Here is a 19,476-nt window from a genome sequence, read left to right as displayed (position 1 = left end):
GGGGAGCATGAGCAGAAGCGTTGACGAACGGTCCGAGCGCTACGTGGCGGACTACGCGGCGGCCGACCCCGTGACCGCCACCGGCATCGGCGTGGCCGGCCACGAGCACGAGCTGACGGACTACTCCCCCGAGGGCTTCGACGAGCGGCTCCGACTGGCGCGCGCGGCCCTCGCCGACGTGCGGGCGGCCACCCCCGCCGACGACCGGGAGGCGGTCGCCCGCGAGGCGTTCCTCGAGCGGGTGGGCCTCCAGGTCGAGCACGACGAGGCGGGCTTCACCCGCAGCGAGGTGAACGTCATCGCCTCGCCGATCCACGAGCTGCGGCAGGTGTTCGACCTCATGCCGACCGCCACCGCCGAGGACTGGGAGGCGGTCGACGCCCGGCTCGCGGGCGTCCCGGGTGCCCTCGCCGGCCTGCGGGTGACGCTCGCCGAGGAGGCGGCGCACGGGCGGGTGAGCGCGGCGCGGCAGTACGCCGAGGTCGCGACCCAGCTGGAGCGCTGGACCGGCCAGACCGGGGGCACGAGCGTGTTCGCCGACCTGGTCGGGCGGGGCGTCGCCGCCGGCACGGTGCCGGCGGGGCTGCGGCCGTCGCTGGAGCGCGGGGCGCGGGAGGCCACGGCGGCCTTCGCCTCCCTCGGGCTGTTCCTCGCCGACGAGATGGAGCCGCGGGGGCGCGCCGTCGAGGCCGTCGGCCGCGACCACTACGCGCTGGCCTCGCGCCTCTTCCTCGGCGCCACCATCGACCTGGAGGAGACCTACGCCTGGGGGTGGGAGGAGCTCGCCCGCATCGAGGCGGACATGCGCGCGACGGCCGCGCGCATCACCCCGGCGGCGACCGGCGCCGACGCGATCGACGTGGCCGTGGCCCACCTGGAGGGCGACCCCGCACGCCGCATCGAGGGCCGGGAGCCGTTCCGCGCCTGGATGCAGGAGCTGGCCGACCGCGTGGTCGGCGAGCTGGCCGACGTCCACTTCGACATCCCCGAGCCGGTCCGCCGCATCGAGTGCTGCCTCGCGCCGACGAACGACGGTGGCATCTACTACACGGGGCCCAGCGAGGACTTCTCCCGCCCCGGGCGCATGTGGTGGTCGGTGCCCGACGGGATCGAGCAGTTCCACCCGTGGCGCGAGACCACGACGGTGTTCCACGAGGGCGTGCCCGGCCACCACCTGCAGGTCGGGCAGACGGCCTACCGCTCGTCGCTCCTCAACCGCTGGCAGCGCACGATGTGCTGGGTGTCGGGCCACGGCGAGGGGTGGGCGCTGTACGCGGAGCGGCTGATGGACGAGCTGGGCTACCTCGACGACCCGGCCGACCGGCTCGGGATGCTGGACGCCCAGGGCTTCCGCGCGGCGCGGGTCATCGTCGACATCGGCATGCACCTGCAGCTCGAGATCCCGGCCGACAACCCGTTCGGGTTCCACCCGGGCGAGCGGTGGACGCCCGCGCTCGGCCTCGCGTTCATGCGTCAGCACTCGCGGGACGACGACGCGACGATCCGGTTCGAGGTCAACCGCTACCTCGGCTGGCCCGGCCAGGCGCCGTCCTACAAGGTGGGCGAGCGGATCTGGCTCGAGGCCCGGGAGGCGGCGCGCGCCCGCCACGGCGACGCCTTCGACCTCAAGGCGTTCCACCGGGCGGCCCTCGACCTCGGCTCGCTGGGGCTCGACCCGCTCGTCGCTGCCCTGTCCCGGATCTGACGTCGTGACCGCCGCCGGCTCGACCGGGCCCACCAACACGGTCCTCGACGTGCCGGGCATCCGCGTGGGCCACGCCCAGCGCACCGATCCCGGCTGGCTCACCGGCACGACGGTGGTGCTCCCGCCGGCGTACGGCGCGGTGGCCGGCGGCGACGTCCGCGGAGGCGGCCCCGGCACGCGGGAGACCGACCTGCTGGACCCGCGCAACCTGGTGGAGCGGGTCCACGCGGTGGTGCTCGGCGGCGGTTCCGCGCTGGGCCTGGCGGCGGTCGACGGCGTCGTGCAGCGGCTCCTCGACGCCCGCGTCGGGTTCCCGATGGGGCCGGACCCCGCCGACGTCGTGCCCATCGTGCCGGCGGCGGTCCTGTTCGACCTCGGCCGCGGCGGGGTGTTCCGGCACCACCCCGACGCGGCGCTGGGCGCCGCAGCGCACGACACGGCGCTCGCGGACCCGACGCCGACGCTGCTCGGGCCGGTCGGAGCGGGCACGGGCGCCCGGGCCGGCGGGCTGCGCGGGGGCATCGGCTCGGCGTCGACGGTGCTGGGGGGAGGCGGGACCGTGGGTGCGCTGGTCGCGGTCAACGCCGTCGGCTCGTGCGTCGACCCGTCGACGGGCCAGCCGTGGGGTCTCCCCCACTGCCTGCCCGCCGACCTGCCGGGTGCGGGCCTCCGGCGGCCCGACCCCGCCGAGCTGCAGGCGGCGCACGACCTGGCCGCCGACCTCGACCCCGCGCGCCGGGCGCCGCTCGCCACCACCATCGGCGTCGTGGCCACCGACGTCCCCCTGACGAAGGCGGCCTGCGCGAAGGTGGCCGGCGTGGCGCACGACGGGCTGGCGCGCTCGATCCGACCGGTGCACTCGATGTTCGACGGCGACACCCTGTTCGCCCTGTCCACGGCGCCACCGGACGCGCCGGCGCCCGACCCCGCGACCCACGCGCTGCAGCTCCACGAGCTCCTCGACGCCGCCGCGACGACGGTCGCGCGGGCGGTCGTGCGGGCCCTGCTCGCCGCCACGTCGGTGACGACGCCGTGGGGCACGATGCGGAGCTATCGCGAGGCGTTCCCCAGCGCCTTCGCCCCCGCCTCCCCCGGCCCGCGGGGCACGGGCGCGTAGGGTCGGGACGTGCCGTCGACCTTCCCCACCTTCGCGCGCGCCGAGCGCTCCGCCCTCGCCGACCTCGCCGTCGAGGTCGGCCCCGACGCCCCGACGCTCTGCGACGGCTGGACCGTGAAGGACCTCGTCGTCCACCTCCTGGTGCGCGAGCGCAACCCGCTGGCCCAGGCGGGCGAGCTCGTCCCGCCCCTGTCGCCGCTCACCAAGCGCGCCACGGAGCGGTGGGGGCGTGCCGACCTGCCGCTCCTCGCCGACCAGCTGCGGCGGCCCTTCCTCACGTGGGCGGCGATCGGTCCCGTCGACCGCCTCGTCAACACGGTCGAGCTCTTCGTGCACCACGAGGACGTGCGGCGGGCCCAGCCCGGTTGGACGCCCCGCGACCTGCCCGACACGGCCGAGGACGAGCTGTGGCGGCTGTTCAAGCCCGTCGCCGTCATGGCGACGCGCAAGGTCGGCGCCCCCCTCGTCGCCGTCGACTCCCGCAACGGCCGTCGCGTCGTGCTCCGCCGCGGCGACGGTCCCGCCGTCGTCACCGGCCGCCCCCAGGAGCTGGTGCTCCGTCTGCTCGGCCGCGAGCAGGCGCACGACGTCGACGTCTCCGGCCCCGACCTCGCCGTGCGCCGCTTCCAGATCGCCACGCTCGGCTTCTGACCGCGTCGAGCTGGGGTACACGGCGCGGCGTGCGCGGCGGCCGGGCGTGCGCGGCGGCCGGGCTCGGAAATGTGCAGCTGGGACATGCTCCGGACGGTCGGGCGCGTCGCTGCCGCACATTTCTGGGGCGGTCAGGCGTCGCCCACGCTCACCGCACCGGGTGACCGGCTCCGGCGATGGCCTCCTTGACCTGGCCGATCCGCAGGGTGCCGAAGTGGAACACCGTCGCGGCGAGCACCGCGTCGGCTCCGGCGTCGACCGCGGGCGCGAAGTGCTCGACGGCACCGGCGCCGCCCGAGGCGATCACGGGCACGGACACCTCGCGACGCACCGCCCGCAGCAGCTCGAGGTCGAAGCCGTCCTGGGTGCCGTCGGCGTCCATCGCGTTGAGGAGGATCTCCCCGGCCCCCAGCTGCGCGGCGCGCGCGGCCCACTCGATCGCGTCGAGCCCGGCGGACCGCCGGCCCCCGTGCGTGGTCACCTCGAATCCCGAGGCGGTGCCCTCGCTGCCGGCGGGCACGCGGCGTGCGTCGACGGAGAGCACGAGCACCTGGTTGCCGAACCGGTCGGCGATCTCGGCGACCAGCTCGGGGCGACGGATCGCGGCGGTGTTGACCGCGACCTTGTCCGCGCCGGCCCGCAGCAGGCGGTCCACGTCCTCGACGCTGGAGATGCCGCCACCGACGGTCAGCGGGATGAACACCTGCTCCGCCGTGCGCGCGACGATCTCGAGGGTGGTCGCACGACCCTCGTGGGACGCCGAGATGTCGAGGAAGGTCAGCTCGTCGGCCCCCTCCGCGTCGTACGTGCGCGCCAGCTCCACCGGGTCGCCGGCGTCCCGCAGCTCGCGGAAGTTGATCCCCTTGACCACCCGGCCGCCGTCGACGTCGAGGCACGGGATCACGCGCACGGCGAGGCTCACGCGCCCGCACCCTTCGTCAGCGCCAGCGCGTCCTCGAGGGTGAAGCGGCCCTCGTACAGCGCCGTACCGGCGATCGCGCCCTCGACGCCGAGCGGCACGAGCTCCATGAGCGCCCGGATGTCGTCGAGCGTGGTCACCCCTCCCGACGCGACGACGGGCCGCGACGTCGCGGCGCACACGTCGCGCAGGAGCTCCAGGTTGGGGCCAGCGAGCATGCCGTCCTTGTTGACGTCGGTGACGACGTACCGGGCGCAGCCCTCGGCGTCGAGCCGCGCCAGCGTCTCGTACAGGTCGCCGCCCTCGCTCGTCCAGCCCCGCGCGGCGAGCGTGCGCCCGCGGACGTCGAGGCCGATGGCGATCCGGTCACCGTGCCGCGCGATCGCGGCGGCGCACCACTCCGGGTTCTCGATGGCGGCCGTGCCGATGTTGACCCGGCGGCAGCCCGTCGCCAGCGCCGCCTCGAGCGAGGCGTCGTCGCGGATGCCCCCGCTCATCTCGACGTCGATGTCGAGGCGACCGACGATCTCGGCCTGCAGCGCGCGGTTGCTGCCGACCCCGAAGGCGCCGTCGAGGTCGACGAGGTGCAGCCACTCCGCGCCCGCCTCCTGCCAGCGCAGGGCGGCCTCGATCGGGTCGCCGAAGCGCTTCTCGGAGCCGTCGATGCCCTGCACGAGCTGCACGGCCTGGCCCCCCTTGATGTCGACGGCGGGGAGGAGCTCGAGGTACGTCGCGGGCACGGTGGCCTGCCTTTCTTGCGGTTCCGGGTCGATCGGCCGCGCGGCGGCCGGAGGGCTCAGAGCGTGGCGACCCAGTTGCGCAGCAGGGCTGCGCCGGCGTCGCCCGACTTCTCGGGGTGGAACTGGGTGGCCCACAGCGGGCCGTTCTCGACGGCCGCGACGAACCGGTCGCCGCCGTGCTCGGCCCAGGTGACGAGGGGGGCGCGGGTGCGGTCGTTGGTCACGAGCTCCCAGCGGCGGGCCGCGTAGGAGTGCACGAAGTAGAACCGCTCCGACGCGACGCCGGCGAACAGAGTCGAGCCCTCCGGGACCTCCACCGTGTTCCACCCCATGTGCGGCACGACCGGCGCCTCGAGGCGCTCGATCGTGCCCGGCCACTCGTCGCAGCCGACGGTCTCGACGCCGTGCTCGATGCCCCGGCCGAACAGGATCTGCATGCCCACGCAGATGCCGAGGACCGGACGTCCGCCCGCGAGGCGCCGCCCGATGATCTCGTCGCCCTTCACGGCGCGCAGGCCGGCCATGCACGCGGCGTACGCCCCCACGCCCGGGACGAGCAGGCCGTCGGCGTCGAGCGCCGCCTGCTTGTCGGCGGTCAGCACGACCTCGGCGCCCGCGCGCTCGACGGCGCGCACGGCCGAGCGGAGGTTGCCGGAGCCGTAGTCGAGGACGACGACGGTCGGCCGCCCGCCCTCCGGGCGTGCGGGTGCGGTCACAGCGTGCCCTTGGTGGAGGGCACGCCGGTCTCGCGCGGGTCGAGGGCGACCGCGTCGCGGAAGGCCCGCGCGAACGCCTTGAACTGGGTCTCGACGATGTGGTGCGGCTCCCGGCCGGCCAGCACGCGCACGTGGAGCGCGAGGTGGCCGTGGAAGGCGATGGTCTCGAAGACGTGCTTGGTCAGCGACCCGAGGTAGGACACGCCGGAGCCGCCGAGCTGCACGTACTGCTGCCCCTCGGGCTCCCCCGTGTGCACGCAGTACGGCCGCCCGGAGATGTCGACGACGGCCTGCACCAGCGCCTCGTCGAGCGGGACCGTCGCGTCGCCGAAGCGGCGCGTGCCCTTCTTGTCGCCGAGCGCCTCGCGGATCGCCTGCCCGAGCACGATCGCGGTGTCCTCGACCGTGTGGTGGGCGTCGATCCAGGTGTCGCCCTCGGCCCGCACCGTCAGGTCGACGAGGGCGTGGCGCGCGAAGGCGGTGAGCATGTGGTCGTAGAAGCCCACGCCCGTGGAGATGTCGTGCGTGCCCGAGCCGTCGACGTCGATCTCGACGAAGATCTTCGACTCGCTCGTGGTGCGCTCGAGGCGGGCGGTGCGGGGGGTGCTCACTGGTTCTCCTGGGTGACTGCGGGGGTGACAGCGGGGGTGACAGTGGTGGTGACGGTCGTGAGGGCGTCCCGGAAGGCCGCCATCTCGGCCGGGGTGCCGACCGAGACGCGCAGCCAGCCCTCGGGGCCGGTCTCGCGGATGAGGACGCCGTGGTCGAGCAGCCCCTGCCACACCGCGTGCCGGTCGGCGAACCTGCCGAACAGCACGAAGTTGGCGTCGGAGTCGGCGACGTCGTGGCCCTGCTCGCGCAGCCACGTGACGAGACGGTCGCGTTCGCCGCGGAGCGCGTCGACCTGCCCGAGCAGCTCGTCGGTGTGCCGCAGCGCCGCGAGCGCGGTCGCCTGGGTGGTCGCCGACAGGTGGTAGGGCAGCCGTACGACGCGGATCGCGTCCGTGACGACGCGGTCGGCCGCCAGGTAGCCCAGCCGCAGGCCCGCGCCGGCGAACGCCTTGCTCATCGTGCGCGACACGACGAGGTTCCGGTGGGCCGGCAGCAGCTCGAGGGCGCTCGGGGTGCCCGCGCGGCGGAACTCGCCGTACGCCTCGTCGACCACGACGAGGCCGCCCCGGCCGTCGTTGCCGTGCTCCGCGGCGGCGGCGCAGAGCGCGTCCACCGCGGCCGGCGGCAGCGCCGTGCCCGTCGGGTTGTTGGGGCTCGGCAGGAGCACGACGCTCGGCCGGTGCTCCGCGATGAGCTCCGCCGCGGCGTCGAGGTCGAGCGCGAAGTCCTCCCGGCGGCGCCCGGCGACCCACGCGGTGTTGCTGTCGCGTGCGTACTCCGGATACATCGAGTAGGTCGGCGCGAAGCTCAGAGCGGTCCGCCCCGGCCCGCCGAACGCCTGCAGGAGCTGCAGCATGACCTCGTTGGAGCCGTTCGCGGCCCACACCTGCTCCGGCGCGATCGGCGCCTGGCCGGCCGCGACGTCCCGGGAGAGGTACGCCGCGAGCGCCGTCCGCAGCGCCGTGAACTCCCGGTCGGGATAGCGGTTGAGCGTGCGCGCCGCCGCCGCCACCGACGCGGCGATGTCGGCGACGCAGGCCTCGGAGGGCCCGTACGGGTTCTCGTTGACGTTGAGCTGCACCGGCACGTCGAGCTGGGGCGCGCCGTACGGGGCGATGCCCGCCAGCTCCTCGCGGAGCGGGAGCCAGCTCGTGTCGGTCGTGTCGGTCGCCGTGGTCCCGGCCGTCACGAGAACCGCACCTTCACCGCGGCACCGTGACCCGGCAGGTCCTCGGCCTCGGCGAGGGTGACGACGTGGTCGGCGACGTCGCCGAGACCCTGGCGGTCGTACTCCACCACGTGCACCGACTTGGTGAACGCGCGCACCGACAGGCCCGAGGAGTGGCAGGCGCAGCCGCCCGTGGGCAGCACGTGGTTCGAGCCGGCGCAGTAGTCGCCGAGGCTGACCGGCGCGAAGCCGCCGACGAAGATCGCGCCGGCGTTGCGCACCCGGGCCGCCCAGGCCGCCGCGTCGACGGTCTGGATCTCGAGGTGCTCCGCCGCGTAGGCGTCGACCACGGCGACACCCTGCTCGAGGTCGTCGACGAGGACGACGCCCGACTGCTCCCCCGTCAGCGACGTGCGGATCCGCTCGACGTGCTTCGTGGCCCCGACCTGCTTCTCCAGCTCGGCCTCGACGTCGTCCGCCAGGGTCGTGCTGGGCGTGACGAGCACCGCCGCGGCCAGCGGGTCGTGCTCGGCCTGGCTGATGAGGTCGGCCGCGACGAAGGCCGGGTCGGCGGAGTCGTCCGCCAGGATCGCGATCTCCGTCGGCCCCGCCTCGGAGTCGATGCCCACGAGACCCTTGAGCAGGCGCTTCGCCGTGACGACGTAGATGTTGCCCGGCCCCGTCACCAGGTCGACCTTCCGGCACGGACCCGTGCCGTAGGCGAACATGGCGACCGCCTGCGCGCCACCCACGGCGTACACCTCGTCGACCCCCAGCAGCGCGCACGCCGCGAGGATCGTCGGGTGCACCGAGCCGCCGAACTCCTTCTGCGGCGGGCTGGCGAGCGCGATGGAGCCGACGCCCGCGACCTGCGCCGGCACGACGTTCATCAGCACGCTGGACACCAGCGGCGCGAGTCCGCCGGGCACGTAGAGGCCCACCCGGTCGACCGGCACCTTGCGGTGGGTCACCCGGGCGCCGGGACCGAGGTCGGTGACGACGTCGGCCTCCAGCTCCGCGGCGGACGTCTTCCGCAGCCGCGCGATCGACTCGTCGAGGCCCGCCCGGATGGCCGGGTCGAGCTCGGCGAGCGCACGCTGGGTCGCGCCCTCCGGCACGCGGATGTCGTCGAGCTGCACGCCGTCGAAGCGGGCGCCGAGCTCGAGGATCGCCTCGACACCGCGCTCGCGCACGGCCTCCGTGATCGCATGCACCGCCGGCACCGCCGCCTCGACGTCGAAGTCGGCGCGCGGCACGACCGCCCGGTAGTCGAGGGAACCGGGGGTCGCTCCACGCAGGTCGATGCGGCGCAGCAGCGCGCCGGAGGCGGATGACGACATGACCCCGATTCTAGGCCGCGACACCCGTCGGGGCCGCACCGCGGGCTCCTGGTGGGACGCATCACCTAGGGTCGAGACGTGACCGAGAGCGCAGGCGGGACCGGCGGAGCCGAGGGCGACGCCGTCGAGCGCCTGCCCATGTTCCCCCTCGGGTCGGTGCTGTTCCCGGGCCTGACGGTGCCGCTGCGGGTCTTCGAGGACCGGTACGTCGCGCTGGTCCGCCACCTGGAGGCGGTGCCCGACCCGGCCCGCCGCCTCTTCGGCTCGGTCGCCATCCGGGACGGCTACGAGGTCGGCAACCGGGGCAACCAGTCGCTCCACCGCGTGGGGTGCCGGCTCCAGCTGACCGAGGTCGAGGACTCCGGCGACGGCACCTTCGACGTCGTCGCCGTCTGCCGCGACCGGATCCGCCTCGACAGCCTCGACGTGTCCGGGCCCTTCCCCGTCGGCGACGTCGTGGTGCTGCCCGAGCAGCTCTCGCCGCCCTCCGCGACCACCGTCGAGCACACCGGCGCACTGTTCGCGGCGTACCAGGCCGTCATCGGGGAGCTCGGCGGCACCGTCGTGGAGGGCTCGCTGCCCGCCGATCCCGTCTACCGCTCGTGGGCGATGTCGGCCGTGGCGCCGCTCCCCCTGTCGGACCGCCAGCGGCTGCTCGAGACGGCCGACCCGGAGGAGCGCTACGCGCTGCTGGCCGAGATGTTCTCCTCCGAGCTCCGGGCGATCAACGTGATCCCCTCCCTGCCCGCGACCCACCTCAACCGCACCGGCTGGTCGCCCAACTAGTCCGCCCGCGCCCGGCGGGCCTAGGCTCGGCCAGTGGCCAGGAAGCGCGGCGCCGGGAGCGGCGGCACCCCCGCGACCGCGGCGCTCACCGCGGCGGGCACGTGGTTCGAGCTGCACCCCTACGAGCACGACCCGCGCACCACGTCGTACGGCGACGAGGCCGCTGCAGCCCTCGGCATCGACCCGTCCCGGGTGCTCAAGACGATCGTCGTCGAGGCCGACGGCGAGCTCTGCGTCGGCGTCGTCCCGGTGGCGGGCACCCTCGACCTCAAGGCCGCCGCCGCCGCGCTCGGCGCGCGCAAGGCACGCCTCGCCGAGGTGGCGGCCGCCGAGCGCACGACCGGGTACGTCGTCGGCGGCATCTCACCCGTGGGGCAGAAGCGCGCACTGCGGACCGTCGTCGACGCCTCGGCCCTCGACCACGCGACCGTGCTCGTCTCCGGCGGTCGTCGCGGGCTCGACATCGAGCTGCGCCCTGCCGACCTCGTCGCGGCGACCGGCGCGGTGGTCGCGCCGGTCGCCCGCGGTTGAGCCGCCCCCACCCCGCCGAGCGCCCCGGCCGCGTCAGTCCGTCGTGGTCACCCGGAGCAACGTGTGGGCGACGTCGCCGTCGACCCGCACCGACAGGCCGAGCGCGGCCAACGGCTCGACGTTGTCCGCGAGCTCGTCGTCGCCGTCCTCGCGCAGCAGGTCGGCCAGCCACCCGCCGTCCACGGTGAAGTCGACGAACAGCAACGCGTGCACGTCGTCGGTCTCCGGCACCACATCGCGGAACAGGTCCGACTCCCCCAGCCCGCCGGACGTCGCGAGGTCGTCGGCGTAGCCCGACGACGGGCTCCCCACCGTCGTGCCGTCGCCGCCCTCCGTCACGTTGAGGTCGAGGTCGCTCGGAGCGTCGGTCGAGTCGAGCAGCTCGTCGACCAGGCCGGCGATCTCGTCGGTGTCGCCGGAGCGCACCGTGGCACCGACCTCGGCACCCTCGATGTCCCCGTCCTCGAGCGCATCGAGGTCGACACCGCCGCCCACGGAGAGCGCGACGCCCTGCCCGAGCAGCGTCTCGACGTCCTCCGGCAGGTTCCAGCCCGTCTCGTCCTCGAGGTCGGCGACCGCGTCGTCGATCTCGCCGCGGTCGACGCCGCTGTCCTCGACCTGCTCCAGCAACGCGTCGTACCACCCGTCCGCCAGGCCGACGGCCGCCACCGCTGCCGTGTCCGCGGGGAGGTCCCCGGCCAGCTCGCCGGCCGTGCCGTCGGTCAGCTGCGGCACGTCGCCGTCCGTCGTGGCCTGCGTCGCCGCCTCGAGCTCGAGCCCGCCGTCGGCGAAGCGGAGCGTCAGGGCGGCACCCTGGAAGTCGGCGGCGCTGTCGAGCGCCTCGTCCTCGTACGCCGCGTCGATCACCCCGTCGTCCACGAGGGCCTCCACGACGCGCGTGGCGCTGTCGGGCGCCGCGTAGGCGCTGAGGATGCCGGCGTCGCCGGCCGCGTCCACCCACTGCCGGTAGGTGTCGTCGGACGCCAGCGGGTCGTCCGCCGCGTCGGTCAGCACGTCCTCGGCCAGCTCGTCGGAGTCGGTGACGACCATCCAGCCGCCGTCGACGGCCCAGCCGAGCTCGTCCCCCGCACCGCTGCAGTCGGCGAGGTCGTCCATGGCCGCCTCCGCACCGTCGGCGTCGTCGACCTGCACCACGACGACGACGTCGCCTCCCAGCTCCGGGACCTGCGGTCGGTCGCCGCTCGCGGGCACGACGGCGACGCCGAACCGGTCGCCCAGCCAGGGCGCCACGTCGTCGTCGAAGTCGAGGTCGTCGCAGGGCGAGCCGCCGATGATGCCGTCGAAGATCTCCCGGCGGACGTCGTCGTCGCGGTCGATCCCGACCTCCTCGTCGAACGCCGGGAACTTCTCGAGGAAGTCGAGGGCGGCGAGCTTCTGCTGGCCGCTCGGGTCGAGGTCGAGCCCGACGTAGAACAACGTGTCCGCAGGCAGCGCCTCCGCCGCCTGCGGCCCGGTCGCGAAGTAGGCCTGCCACGCCCAGACGCCGCCGCCGATGAGCGACAGGCCCAGCACACCCGCCACGCCACCCGCGATCCACCGGCCGCGGCGACGTGGCGCCTGCTGGCCGGGGTGCTGGCCGGGGTGCTGGCCGGGGTGCTGGCCGGGGTGCTGGCCGGGGTGCTGGCCGTACTCCCCCGGGCCCATCCACGGCGGCGGCGGGCCCTGCGGGTAGCCCGGCTGCTGGGGATAGCCCTGCTGCGGGTAGCCCTGCTGCGGGGGCTGCTGCGGCCAGCCCGACGGCGCGGACGGCTGCGTCGGTCCCTCGTCCGGGCGACCGGCGCCCTCCGGTGGCTGCGTGCTCATCGTGCTCCCCCTCGTTGCCGTGCGGCCGCGGCCCTCGTCGGCCACGACGTCCGGGGCCTACCCCTGCTGTGGTCGCTCTACGCGCGGACCTGTCGGTCCACGTCCGTCGGCTCCTCGTCGGGCTCGCCGGCGACCGCCCCGTCGCCCCTCCTCGGCAGGAGCAGGAAGGCCAGCGCCACGACGGTGGCGGCTCCCGCCGGCATCGCGGCGTAGGGACCCCGGCCCTCCACCACCAGGTCGTAGGGGACCCGGGTGCCGTCGGCGCTGCGAGCCGCGACGGTCACCGGGTCCTCCGGGCCGAGCAGGTGGCCGAGCCAGGCCAGCACGATGCCGCCCACGGCGGCCGCGAGCACCGCACCCAGGAGGCCGACCCACGGCCGGTCGCGGTGCCGCCAGGCGGCGACGGCGCCGAGCACGCCGCCGGCGCCCGCGGCCACCACCAGGTAGGCCGCCGTGCCGGTGATCGTGCCCTCGATGCTCGTCACCCGCGGGTAGAACTCGCCCCCGGACGCGACGCCCGAGCCCGGGTGCCACCACCAGGACCAGAGCAGTGCGCCGACCACGCCGAGCTGAGCCGCGACGTGCACGAGGCGCAGGACCGCGACCGCGTCGGCGCGCAGGTCCCCGGCCCGCCCGACCCGGGGGGCCGCCGGGCGCTCGCCGACGTGGTCAGCCACGGGAGTCGGCGACCGCGAGGCATCCCGGCCCCAGCAGCTGCTTGAGGTCGGCATAGAGCTCCGGGCTCGGGGTCACCCGCAGGCGGTCGTCGATCCGCAGCAGCGTGGTCGTGCCGCGCGTCAGCAGGCGCAGGTGCACCTCCGTCATGCCGGGGTGGTCGCCCAGCACGCTCTTCAACTGCGCCACGACGGGAGCCGTGCACCGCGTCGACGGCATCGACACCACCACGGGCCCGCTGGGGCCGTCGCTCAGGTCGGGGACGCTGACCTCCTGGCCACGGATCTCCGGCTGCTCCTTGTCGCGCGACAGCGTGCCGGTGACGCGGATGATCGAGTCGGGCGCCAGGTGCTGCGCCACGAGCTGGTAGGAGCTCGGGAAGAACAGCACCTCGATGCCGCCCTCCAGGTCCTCCAGCGTGATCGTCGCCCAGGCGTCGCCCTTCTTCGTGATCTTGCGCTGCACGGACGTCACCAGCCCGCTCACCGTGACCCGGGACCCGTGGGCCCGGTCCTCCCCCAGCAGCAGCTGCCCGACCGTCGTGTCCGTGCCCTGCGCGAGCACGTGCTCGAGGCCCATCAGGGGGTGGTCGGAGACGTAGAGGCCGAGCATGTCGCGCTCGTGGGCCAGCAGCGTCATCTTGTCCCACTCGTCGATGTCCGGCAGCGTCACCGTCACGCCGAACGCGCCGCCGTCGCCGTCCGCGTCGTCCAGCCCGCCGAACAGCGAGTCCTGACCGATGGCCTCGTTCTTCTTGATGTCGACGTACTGGTCCACCGCCATCTCGTGGACCGCCACGAGCGCACGACGGCGGTGCTTCATGTCGTCGAAGGCGCCGGCCTTGATGAGCGACTCGATGACGCGCTTGTTGCACGCCTGCAGCGGCACCTTCGACATGAAGTCGTTGAAGTCCGTGTAGCGGCCCTTCTCCTCGCGGGCGCGCACGATCTGCTCCACGACGTTGGCACCGACGTTGCGCACGGCGGTGAGACCGAAGCGCACGTCGGTGCCGACCGGGGTGAAGTTGTGGGACGACTCGTTGACGTCGGGCGGCAGCACCTGGATCTTCATGCGACGGCACTCGTTGAGGTAGATGGCCGACTTGTCCTTGTCGTCCTTCACCGAGGTGAGCAGCGCGGCCATGTACTCCGCCGGGTAGTTCGCCTTCAGGTAGGCCGTCCAGTAGGACACCACGCCGTACGCCGCCGAGTGCGCCTTGTTGAAGGCGTAGTCGGAGAAGGGGAGCAGGATCTCCCACAGCGCGGTGATCGCCGCCTGCGAGTAGCCCCGCTCGAGCATGCCGCCCTGGAACCCGGCGTACTGCTTGTCGAGCTCCTCCTTCTTCTTCTTGCCCATCGCGCGCCGCAGGTTGTCGGCCTGGCCCAGGCTGAAGCCCGCCAGCACCTGGGCGATCTCCATGACCTGCTCCTGGTACACGATCAGGCCGTAGGTCTCGCCGAGCACCGACTCCAGCGGCTTCTCGAGCTCGGGGTGGATCGGCTCGATCGGCTCGCGGCCGTTCTTGCGCCGCGCGTACTTGTTGTGCGAGTCCGCGCCCATCGGGCCCGGGCGGTAGAGCGCGCCGACCGCGGAGATGTCGGCGAACTTGTCGGGCCGCATGCTGCGCAGGAGCGACCGCATCGGACCGCCGTCGAGCTGGAACACGCCCAACGTGTCGCCGCGGGACAGCAGCTCGTAGGTAGCAGGGTCGTCGAAGGTCAGGTCCTCCAGCACGACCTTCTCGCCACGGTTCATCTCGATGTTGCGCACGGCGTCGTCGAGGACCGTGAGGTTGCGCAGCCCGAGGAAGTCCATCTTGACCAGCCCGAGCGACTCGCACATCGGGTAGTCGAACTGCGTGATGATCGCGCCGTCCTGCTCGCGCTTCATGATCGGCACGACGTCGATCAGCGGGGCGCTCGACATGATCACGCCCGCGGCGTGCACGCCCCACTGCCGGATCTGGCCCTCGAGGCCCACCGCCGTCTCGTAGATCGTGCGCACGTCGTGGTCGGAGGCGTGCAGCTCGCGGAACTCGCCACCGTCGTTGTAGCGCTTGTGGCCCTCGTTGAAGAGCTCCTTGAGCGGCACGCCCTTGCCCATGATGTCGGCGGGCAGCGCCTTGGTGATCTTGTCGCTCACCGCAAAGCCGTAGTCGAGCACGCGCGCCGCGTCCTTGATCGCCTGCTTCGCCTTGATCCGCCCGAACGTCGCGATGTACGCCACGTACTCCGAGCCGTACTTGTTGACGACGTACTGGATGACCTCGGTGCGCCGACGCTCGTCGAAGTCGATGTCGAAGTCGGGCATCGAGGGGCGCTCGGGGTTGAGGAACCGCTCGAAGATCAGACCGTGCTCCAGGGGGCACAGGTCGGTGATCCGCAGCGCGTACGCCGCGATCGAGCCCGCACCGGAGCCACGGCCGGGCCCGACGCGGATGCCGTTGTCCTTCGACCACTGGATGAAGTCGGCGACCACGAGGAAGTAGCCGCAGTAGCCCTTCGCCTGCACGACGCCGAGCTCCATCTCGACGCGCGCGCGGACCTCGTCGGTCAGCTTGTCGCCCGGGTAGCGCGACTCGATGCCCCGCCAGACCTCCTTGCGGAACCAGGACTCCTCGGTCTCGCCGGCGGGGATGTCGGCGCGCGCCATGTAGCCGCCGGTCGACTCCGTGAACTCCACGGAGCAGCGCTCGGCGATGGCCAGCGTGTTGTCGCAGGCCTCCTTCATGTCGTACTTGTCGACCCACAGCTCGCGCATCTCGGCGGCGGACTTGATGTAGTAGCCGCCGCCGTCGAACTTCAGCCGGTTGGGGTCGGCCAGCCGGCGGCCCGACGCCACGCAGATGAGCGCGTCCTGCGCGTCCGCGTCCTCCGGGTTGTTGTAGTGCGAGTCGTTGGTCGCGACCGGCGGAATCCCGAGCTCCTTGCCCAGCCGCAGCAGGTCGTCGCGGACCCGCTTCTCGATGTCGAGGCCGTGGTCCATCAGCTCCAGGTAGAAGTTCTCCTTGCCGAAGATGTCCTGGAACTCGGCGGCCGAGCGGCGCGCCTCGTCGTACTGCCCCAGGCGCAGCCGCGTCTGGACCTCGCCCGACGGGCAGCCCGTCGTGGCGATCAGGCCCTGGCCGTAGGTCTGCAGGAGCTCGCGGTCGGCACGCGGCTTGTAGTAGTACCCCTCCAGGCTCGACTTCGACGACAGGCGGAAGAGGTTGTGCATGCCCTCCGTGCTCTGCGCCCACATCGTCATGTGGGTGTAGGCGCCACCGCCGGCGACGTCGTTACCGCTCTCCTCCTTGGTGTCGCCCTTGCCCCACCGCACCCGGCGCCGCTCGCTGCGGTGGGTCTGCGGCGTCAGGTAGGCCTCGATCCCGATGATCGGGTTGACCCCGTGCTTGCGGGCCTTCGACCAGAAGTCGTAGGCCCCGTGGAGGTTGCCGTGGTCGGTCATCGCGATGGCGGGCATCCCGAGGTCGACGACACGCGAGAACAGGCCGTCGAGGAGGGACGCCCCGTCGAGCATCGAGTACTCGGTGTGGACGTGCAGGTGGACGAACGAGTCGGATCCGGCGGCCATGAGGGTCAGCGCGCTCCTAGGCGGACGAGGGCGGACGGGGACGAGCGGGAGCCACGGGGAAGGACGTCAGACTACGTGACCACCGACCCCGAGGATGGCACCCTCCGCCGACAGTCCTGAGCCGGCCTCGTCGCCCCGGGGGATGACGCTCAGTGGGCGTCGCGGACGACCTCGAGCGCGTCGGCGAGGTCGTCGGGGTACGGCGACTCGTACGACACCGGCTCCCCCGTTCCCGGGTGCACGAACCCCAGCCGCACGGCGTGCAGCCACTGCCGCTCCAGGCCGACACGGCGCGCCAGGGTCGGGTCCGCGCCGTACGTCAGGTCGCCGACGCAGGGGTGCTTGAGGGCCGACATGTGCACGCGGATCTGGTGCGTGCGCCCGGTCTCGAGGTGGATCTCCAGCAGGCTGGCGAACCGGTGGGCCTCGAGCGTCGCGTAGTGCGTCACGCTCGCCCGGCCGTCCGACATCACGGCGAACTTCCAGTCGGAGCGCGGGTGCCGCCCGATCGGGGCGTCGACCGTGCCCGTGTGGGGGTCGGGGTGTCCCTGCACCAGCGCGTGGTAGACCTTCTCGATCTCCCGGCGGCGGAACGCGTTCTTGAGGATCGAGTAGGCCGACTCCGACTTGCAGATCACCATGACGCCCGACGTGCCCACGTCGAGACGCTGCACGATCCCCTGCCGCTCCGAGGCGCCCGAGGTGGCGATGCGGAAGCCGGCACCGGCGAGGTGGCCGACGACCGTCGGGCCGCGCCACCCCGGCGACGGGTGCACCGCGACGCCGACCGGCTTGTCGATCACGACGATGTCGTCGTCGTCGTGGATGATCCCGATGCCCTCGACGATCTCGGGCACGACCGCGAGCGGGTCGACCACGACGGGGATCTCGACCTCGAGCATCGCGCCCGCACGGACGCGCTCCGACTTCGCGACGGTCGTGCCGTCGAGCACCACGTGCCCCTCGGCGATCAGCTCCGCGGAACGGCTGCGACTGAAGCCGAACATCCGCGCCATGGCGGCGTCGACCCGCTCACCGGCCATGCCCTCCGGCACCAGGACGACGCGGCGGTCGCCGCTCACGCGTCGCGCTCCGCGGCGTCGCCGGCCTCGTCGGGCGCGCCCTTCTCCGCCTCCTCGATGCGGCTGCCGTCGACGCGTACGCCGCGGAACGCCTGCACCACGATGAGCACCGCCGCGATGTTGATGCACATGTCGGCGACGTTGAAGATCGGGAAGTTCGGCAGCTCGATCATGTCGACCACGTGGCCGTGGAACGGCGCCGGGTCGCGGAACAGCCGGTCGGTCAGGTTGCCCGTGATGCCGGCGAGCAGGATGCCGAGGGCGACCGCCCACAGCGGGCTCCGCAGCCGGGCGCTCACGACGAGCACGACCACCGTCGCGACGATCGCGACGCAGGAGATGACGACCGTGAAGTCCTCCCCGAGGCTGAACGCCGCACCCGGGTTGAAGGCGAGCTGCAGGCCGAGGAGGTCCCCCACCAGGTCGACCCGCGGACGGGAGCCGTCCGCCTCCTGCAGGTGCGTGAGCGCCAGCTGCTTCGTCGTGAGGTCGATGAGGTACGCCGCCAGCGCGACCGCCGCGAAGACGGGCCAGACCCGTCGTCGCGAGCGTCGGACGGCGCCTCCGGAGGAGGTGTCGTCGGGACCGGGACGGCTCTCGTGGTCGCCCGAGCCGGAGCTCAGCGACGTTCCTCGCGCTGCTTGCATGACACGCACAGTGTGGCACGCGGGAACGCGACCACGCGCATCTTGGGGATCGCCTGGCCACAGCTCTCGCAGAGGCCCAGCTTGCCGTCACGGGCCCGGGTCAGGGCCCGCTCGATCTGCACCAGGGCGTCGCGCTCGCCCGACACGAGGGTCATCTCGTGGTCGCGCTCGAACGTCGCCGTACCGAGGTCCGCGGCGTCCGGGCCCGCCCCGTCGCCCCCGTCGCGGAAGAGTCCCGCGAGCTCGCGCTCCTGGGCCGCGACCTGGGACGCCAGCTCCGCCTGCTGCGCCTCGAGCTCCGCGACCACCTGGTCGATCTCCGCCTGCGTCCAGGGCTCCTCGCCCACGACCGCGTCCGCCATCACGAACCCTTCCGTCCGTCGCGGGCGGGCCGCCCCCGGGGTGTGGGGACCCTAGCCGCCGGTCCGGGACGGCTCAAGGAGGTGTCCGCCGCGGAGTGAGGAAGACACGGACGGGGTTCCGGACGCGACGACGCCCCGTGACCGGTCCGGTCACGGGGCGTCGCGCTGACGGTGCGGGGCTCAGGCCTCGTCGTCGCCGAGGATCGAGCGGAGGCGCTTCGGGGCAGCCGCCGACGAGACGTCGGAGACGGGCTGCGACTCCTGCGGGCCGCCGAGGGCCTCGAGCTGCTGCGTGAAGTAGGTCTTGAGGCGCGACCGGTACTCCCGCTCGAACGACCGGAGGCGGTCGACCTCGCCGTTGAGCTTGTCGCGCTCGCGCTCGAGCTCACCGAACATCTGCTGGCGGCGCTCCGCCGTCTCGACGTCGAGCATCTCGGAACGCTTGCGGGCGTCGGCCTCGAGGCGGTCGGACTTGCCCTTGGCCTCGGACTCGAGGCGCTCCGCCTTGGTGCGGGCCTCGCCGATGATCCGGTCGGCCTCGTTCTTGGCGTCGTCGACGAGCTCGTCGGCGTTGCGCGTCGCGATCTCGAGGAGACGCGCTGCGGCGTTGGAGGCCTGCGGCACGGTCTCGACGCGGATCGTCTCGACGCCACCCGCGGGGGCGGCGGCGGGGACGGCGGCAGGCGCGGCCTGCACGACCGGCGCGGGGGCCGGGGTCGGCGCGGCGACCGGAGCGGGCTCCGGCGCCTTCTCGAAGACCGGCGCCGGCGCCGACGAGGCGCTGGACTGGGCCGCCGCGAGCTTCGCGCGGAGGTCCTCGTTCTCCCTCGTCAGGCGGGCGAGCTCGGCCTCCACCTCGTCGAGGAACTGGTCGACCTCACCCATGTCGTAGCCCTCGCGGAGCCGGACAGGAGTGAAGCGCTTGTTGCTCACGTCCTCAGGCGTCAGTGGCATGACCACACCCATTCATCTCGTCGGCTAGCAGAAACAGAGTCATTTGCAATCAGTCAGGTTCGTGAAGTCGGCGC

18 protein-coding genes are annotated in these 19,476 nt (G+C 73.5%); 5 read left to right on the top strand and 13 right to left on the bottom strand.

What is annotated here, in order from left to right; genetic code table 11:
- Nucleotides 1-7: 7 nt before the first annotated feature.
- Genes PIR53_04580 through PIR53_04570 form a run of 3 tightly spaced genes read left to right on the top strand, consistent with a single transcriptional unit; the run spans nucleotide 8 to nucleotide 3,473 of the window.
- Complete coding sequence (locus tag PIR53_04580) at nucleotides 8-1,705, top strand: DUF885 domain-containing protein (GenBank protein ID WZH53272.1); 1,698 nt, start codon at nucleotides 8-10, stop codon at nucleotides 1,703-1,705.
- A gap of 4 nt (nucleotides 1,706-1,709) precedes the next feature.
- The gene (locus PIR53_04575) at nucleotides 1,710-2,822 is read left to right on the top strand and encodes a P1 family peptidase (GenBank protein ID WZH53271.1); all 1,113 of its coding nucleotides are present in this window, start codon (nucleotides 1,710-1,712) and stop codon (nucleotides 2,820-2,822) included.
- A gap of 9 nt (nucleotides 2,823-2,831) precedes the next feature.
- The gene (locus tag PIR53_04570; GenBank protein WZH53270.1) at nucleotides 2,832-3,473 is read left to right on the top strand and encodes a TIGR03085 family metal-binding protein; all 642 of its coding nucleotides are present in this window, start codon (nucleotides 2,832-2,834) and stop codon (nucleotides 3,471-3,473) included.
- Between the two features lie 148 nt (nucleotides 3,474-3,621).
- Here the strand turns inward: PIR53_04570 and hisF are convergent, their stop codons facing one another.
- From hisF to hisD, 6 genes are read right to left on the bottom strand one after another with little or no spacing between them, the layout of a single operon-like run.
- The gene (hisF, locus tag PIR53_04565) at nucleotides 3,622-4,395 is read right to left on the bottom strand and encodes an imidazole glycerol phosphate synthase subunit HisF (GenBank protein ID WZH53269.1); all 774 of its coding nucleotides are present in this window, start codon (nucleotides 4,393-4,395) and stop codon (nucleotides 3,622-3,624) included.
- A complete protein-coding gene (gene priA, locus PIR53_04560; protein WZH53268.1) occupies nucleotides 4,392-5,132 on the bottom strand; it encodes a bifunctional 1-(5-phosphoribosyl)-5-((5-phosphoribosylamino)methylideneamino)imidazole-4-carboxamide isomerase/phosphoribosylanthranilate isomerase PriA in 741 nt (246 codons plus the stop codon). The genes hisF and priA overlap by 4 nt, the downstream gene beginning before the upstream one ends.
- A gap of 56 nt (nucleotides 5,133-5,188) precedes the next feature.
- Complete coding sequence (hisH, locus tag PIR53_04555) at nucleotides 5,189-5,848, bottom strand: imidazole glycerol phosphate synthase subunit HisH (GenBank protein WZH53267.1); 660 nt, start codon at nucleotides 5,846-5,848, stop codon at nucleotides 5,189-5,191.
- Complete coding sequence (gene hisB / locus PIR53_04550) at nucleotides 5,845-6,459, bottom strand: imidazoleglycerol-phosphate dehydratase HisB (protein WZH53266.1); 615 nt, start codon at nucleotides 6,457-6,459, stop codon at nucleotides 5,845-5,847. Before hisB ends, hisH begins: the two co-directional genes overlap by 4 nt.
- On the bottom strand, nucleotides 6,456-7,649 hold the full coding sequence (locus PIR53_04545; protein ID WZH53265.1) for a histidinol-phosphate transaminase: 1,194 nt from the start codon (nucleotides 7,647-7,649) through the stop codon (nucleotides 6,456-6,458). Before PIR53_04545 ends, hisB begins: the two co-directional genes overlap by 4 nt.
- On the bottom strand, nucleotides 7,646-8,944 hold the full coding sequence (hisD, locus tag PIR53_04540; protein WZH54399.1) for a histidinol dehydrogenase: 1,299 nt from the start codon (nucleotides 8,942-8,944) through the stop codon (nucleotides 7,646-7,648). Before hisD ends, PIR53_04545 begins: the two co-directional genes overlap by 4 nt.
- A 102-nt stretch (nucleotides 8,945-9,046) precedes the next feature.
- Between hisD and PIR53_04535 the strand changes: the two genes are divergently transcribed.
- Nucleotides 9,047-9,754: an LON peptidase substrate-binding domain-containing protein gene (locus tag PIR53_04535; GenBank protein WZH53264.1), complete on the top strand. Its 708-nt coding sequence runs from the start codon at nucleotides 9,047-9,049 to the stop codon at nucleotides 9,752-9,754.
- Between the two features lie 33 nt (nucleotides 9,755-9,787).
- Nucleotides 9,788-10,285: a Cys-tRNA(Pro) deacylase gene (ybaK, locus tag PIR53_04530; protein WZH53263.1), complete on the top strand. Its 498-nt coding sequence runs from the start codon at nucleotides 9,788-9,790 to the stop codon at nucleotides 10,283-10,285.
- Between the two features lie 33 nt (nucleotides 10,286-10,318).
- Here the strand turns inward: ybaK and PIR53_04525 are convergent, their stop codons facing one another.
- From PIR53_04525 to PIR53_04495, 7 genes are all read right to left on the bottom strand, one after another.
- Nucleotides 10,319-12,109 carry a DUF3352 domain-containing protein gene (locus tag PIR53_04525; protein WZH53262.1) on the bottom strand — a complete coding sequence of 597 codons (1,791 nt, stop codon included), beginning with the start codon at nucleotides 12,107-12,109 and terminating at the stop codon, nucleotides 10,319-10,321.
- Nucleotides 12,110-12,186: 77 nt separating this feature from the next.
- Entirely contained in the window at nucleotides 12,187-12,786 is a 600-nt protein-coding gene (locus tag PIR53_04520) for a hypothetical protein (protein WZH53261.1), read from the bottom strand.
- Nucleotides 12,779-16,357 (bottom strand): DNA polymerase III subunit alpha, encoded by a 3,579-nt coding sequence (gene dnaE / locus PIR53_04515; GenBank protein ID WZH53260.1) that lies wholly within the window; start codon nucleotides 16,355-16,357, stop codon nucleotides 12,779-12,781. The genes PIR53_04520 and dnaE overlap by 8 nt, the downstream gene beginning before the upstream one ends.
- 149 nt (nucleotides 16,358-16,506) lie before the next feature.
- Nucleotides 16,507-17,400 (bottom strand): RluA family pseudouridine synthase, encoded by an 894-nt coding sequence (locus PIR53_04510; GenBank protein WZH54398.1) that lies wholly within the window; start codon nucleotides 17,398-17,400, stop codon nucleotides 16,507-16,509.
- Nucleotides 17,401-17,435: 35 nt separating this feature from the next.
- Nucleotides 17,436-18,086 (bottom strand): signal peptidase II, encoded by a 651-nt coding sequence (locus PIR53_04505; protein WZH53259.1) that lies wholly within the window; start codon nucleotides 18,084-18,086, stop codon nucleotides 17,436-17,438.
- Entirely contained in the window at nucleotides 18,059-18,448 is a 390-nt protein-coding gene (locus tag PIR53_04500; GenBank protein ID WZH53258.1) for a TraR/DksA C4-type zinc finger protein, read from the bottom strand. The genes PIR53_04505 and PIR53_04500 overlap by 28 nt, the downstream gene beginning before the upstream one ends.
- A 180-nt stretch (nucleotides 18,449-18,628) precedes the next feature.
- Nucleotides 18,629-19,402 carry a DivIVA domain-containing protein gene (locus PIR53_04495; GenBank protein ID WZH53257.1) on the bottom strand — a complete coding sequence of 258 codons (774 nt, stop codon included), beginning with the start codon at nucleotides 19,400-19,402 and terminating at the stop codon, nucleotides 18,629-18,631.
- Between the last annotated feature and the right edge of the window lie 74 nt (nucleotides 19,403-19,476).

The sequence above is a fragment of the Nocardioides alkalitolerans genome (assembly GCA_038184435.1).
Lineage (GTDB): Bacteria > Actinomycetota > Actinomycetes > Propionibacteriales > Nocardioidaceae > Nocardioides > Nocardioides alkalitolerans_A.
The sequence above is the reverse complement of the archived record's forward strand: the minus strand, read 5'-3'. Positions and strand labels throughout refer to the sequence as shown.

Coding starts and splice junctions, on each gene's coding strand:
- PIR53_04500 (WZH53258.1), bottom strand. CDS start 18,448: ATGGCGGACGCGGTCGTGGGCGAGGAGCCCTGGACGCAGGCGGAGATC.
- PIR53_04525 (WZH53262.1), bottom strand. CDS start 12,109: ATGAGCACGCAGCCACCGGAGGGCGCCGGTCGCCCGGACGAGGGACCG.
- PIR53_04495 (WZH53257.1), bottom strand. CDS start 19,402: ATGCCACTGACGCCTGAGGACGTGAGCAACAAGCGCTTCACTCCTGTC.
- PIR53_04505 (WZH53259.1), bottom strand. CDS start 18,086: ATGCAAGCAGCGCGAGGAACGTCGCTGAGCTCCGGCTCGGGCGACCAC.
- dnaE (WZH53260.1), bottom strand. CDS start 16,357: ATGGCCGCCGGATCCGACTCGTTCGTCCACCTGCACGTCCACACCGAG.
- PIR53_04510 (WZH54398.1), bottom strand. CDS start 17,400: ATGGCCGGTGAGCGGGTCGACGCCGCCATGGCGCGGATGTTCGGCTTC.
- PIR53_04580 (WZH53272.1), top strand. CDS start 8: ATGAGCAGAAGCGTTGACGAACGGTCCGAGCGCTACGTGGCGGACTAC.